A 2,683-nucleotide genomic window follows, 5' to 3' on the forward strand; every position below is an offset into this window, starting at 1 on the left:
ATAGTACCAGCCCAAGTAGCCAGAAATATTCGATTCCATATGGCCAGCTACTTATCTATTCGATAAGTATTGAAATTAATATCTCTGGTAATTGGACAATTTTTTAGCGATTACGTTCAATTTTTCTGCCGGGCACATTCGCCCCCTGCCATAATTTATATAACACCTTGACTATGAAAGTCATTTCAGGTGCTACTCTCGGGTAGCCTCCTGGCCAAAATCAAAGGAAATCTGCTCAGAAAAGCAAGCTATCGAGGAATCAGCACATACAGCTTGCCGGGTTCCTGTTGTGGCCCGGCTATAAAGGCTGCATCCTTGCCAACCCCCATATAGATGTCGCCCCGAACAGGACCCTTTATAGCACTGCCGGTATCCTGGGCAACCATCAATTGCTGGAATTTCTCACCGGTGGCGGTGAGCCGGGTATCAAGCCATAGCGGCAGGCCAAGGGGAATATAAGCCGGGTCCACAGCCAGTGTTCTGGTCGGGGTAGCCGGCACACCCTGAGCAGTGATGGCGCCTTCCTCAGAAAAACCAAAGAAGATGTAGCGCGGGTTCTGGTTGAGCAGCCAGTCTCGCTGGTCCGGATGGTCCTCAAGCCATGACTGGATGGTTTGCATGGAGACTTCTTCAAGTTCCCCTTTCTTTTTCAGTATCCTCCCAATGGCTACGTAGTTGTGGCCATTATTACCGGCGTAGCCAACATGAATGATGTTGCCGTCCGGCAGTTCCACACTCCCTGACCCCTGAACCTGCAAGAAGAACTTGTCAACAGGGCTGCTCAACCATAGGAGCACATCGCTGGCTTTCGCAGTTTGTTGATTGATTTCAGTCCGACTGCCGTAGGGTTTCAGGAAGCCTTTCTCAACCCGGCCAACCAATCCCGAACCACTGAGTCCAAAATCAGCAAGGCGAACCTTGACCAGATCATGGGGCAGTTTCAGCAGCGGGATTGGGTAATCATCCGAAGGGGCAAGACTGCCGGGAATAACCGGGGAGTAATAAGCGGTAAACAAGCCTTTTGTCTGCGGCGATATCTGGACAGGTGTGAAGTTTTGCTCAAAAAAGGTTTTCAGTTGACGGTCAGGGGTTTGCTGCAACTCTTTGCACAACAATTGCCATTGCTGGTAGTTACCCCAGGGGCTTTTGTCGGTCAGTACCGAGCGGTTCAGGTGCTGGCAGCTGTTCACCAAAGCCGGTCTTGCGGCGATAGCCTGTTTCTGGCTCCAGCCCTCCAGGTCACTGAATTTTACCGGCTGTTGTCCCGATGCTTTGGTATATAACCCGCAACCACTGAATAACAAAGTGAGCAGAACGGGCATAAATCTTAAGACGCTTCCGGTACCTGACTTGGAAAAACGGGGGGCAGGGTGTTTGAAATGGTGGTATGCAAAGGTCACGTTTGAGTGCTTCTGGTTGATATGGACGCGAAATAGCATACCAGATATTGCCAGAAGGCGTTCCCAATTTGGCCTGTGAGCCGTTGAGAAAGCCCCCTGAACAGGAAAGTATATTTTCCCTGAGGCTGCCTTCAATGTTGCAAATTGCCAGGAGCGAAGGCCGGTTTGTTGCTGAAGACTGGCATAACTTCGGTGCTGGTTACGACCGAACGTTGCTGACCCGGAAGAAACGTTTCATGGCTGGCTGGCCAGAGCTTAAAGGTAAAATTGAGTTCTTTAGTGGCCAGTTCGCAAAATTCCGGTGTTTTGTCAAACGGAACTCTCCCATTCAACCTCCGGGGCTATGGTGATGTCGGACACGTCCGGGGCTATGGTGATGTCGGACACGGTAGCCATAAATAATCTCTGCTCCACTGGATTACCATCGTTGTTTGAGACTTGCGTGACAGTTTCATCTTTATGAATAAGATCACCCCTGTTTGAAAAGACATAACCTCTATTTTCTTTGAAACGATTGGTTTCAACAGTTTCCTTATTCGGGAACTTTCCTGTCAATGGGTCTTCTTTTTCTAATTCTGCTGTTTGCAGTCCTCCTCCTTTGTAACAAGATGAATCATCATTCATCTGTACCTTGAGGGTATATTGCCCCATATTACGACACCAATGATCTTCCCGGGAACGTCCACAGGTAAGATAATTCCGCAATATGTACACATGATCGACGTCCACAACACGACCACCCAATGAGCACTCACCGGCCAAAAGCTCTAAACCTTCTTTTGTCAGTTCAATCAATGCTTCATTGATGGTGTTCAAATGCTGCAAAAGGTTATCTGGATTAATAATCTTACAGTTACGATCAAATGCTACGATGACTTCTTCTTTTTTTTCCCCCCAGGAAAGATAGTCACTGAATAATCCAATAGCATATTGACGCCCAAGACCTTTTTGCACTAATGAACAAACCCTGGAATTCAGGGATGACTTGGCAGGATCGGCAACAAAATATTCACTATCTGAATTGATAACCAAATTGGCCGCCTCCAGAGTTTTCGGTTGAAAGACCTGATCTATGCGCCTGAAGATATCACCGAATTTAATATCCTTCGATGCAGTTGCACCCGGGGACTCTTCCGTTGCATATAAGGGTGTTTGCTGTGAATACCGATGATAAGAACTGAAAATCATTTTTTGAACTCTCCTTCTCATAAGTAGGCAACCAGGAGGCTGTCCAAGAATAGACTGCCCTGCTGCGGTTGCGATAAATTGGTCTAAAAATTCCT

The 2,683-nt window shown here is 47.6% G+C and carries 2 protein-coding genes; both read right to left on the reverse strand.

The genetic code is table 11. The annotated features are described in order from the left end of the window. Positions 1 to 248: 248 nt before the first annotated feature. Positions 249 to 1,400 carry a murein transglycosylase A gene (locus KDK14_RS07565; RefSeq protein WP_257264463.1) on the reverse strand — a complete coding sequence of 384 codons (1,152 nt, stop codon included), beginning with the start codon at positions 1,398 to 1,400 and terminating at the stop codon, positions 249 to 251. A gap of 309 nt (positions 1,401 to 1,709) precedes the next feature. Beyond that, positions 1,710 to 2,588, reverse strand: a complete 879-nt coding sequence (locus KDK14_RS07575; RefSeq protein WP_257264465.1) for a hypothetical protein — start codon at positions 2,586 to 2,588, stop codon at positions 1,710 to 1,712. Positions 2,589 to 2,683 lie beyond the last annotated feature (95 nt).

The sequence above is a fragment of the Endozoicomonas sp. ONNA2 genome (assembly GCF_024606365.1).
Taxonomy (GTDB): domain Bacteria; phylum Pseudomonadota; class Gammaproteobacteria; order Pseudomonadales; family Endozoicomonadaceae; genus Endozoicomonas.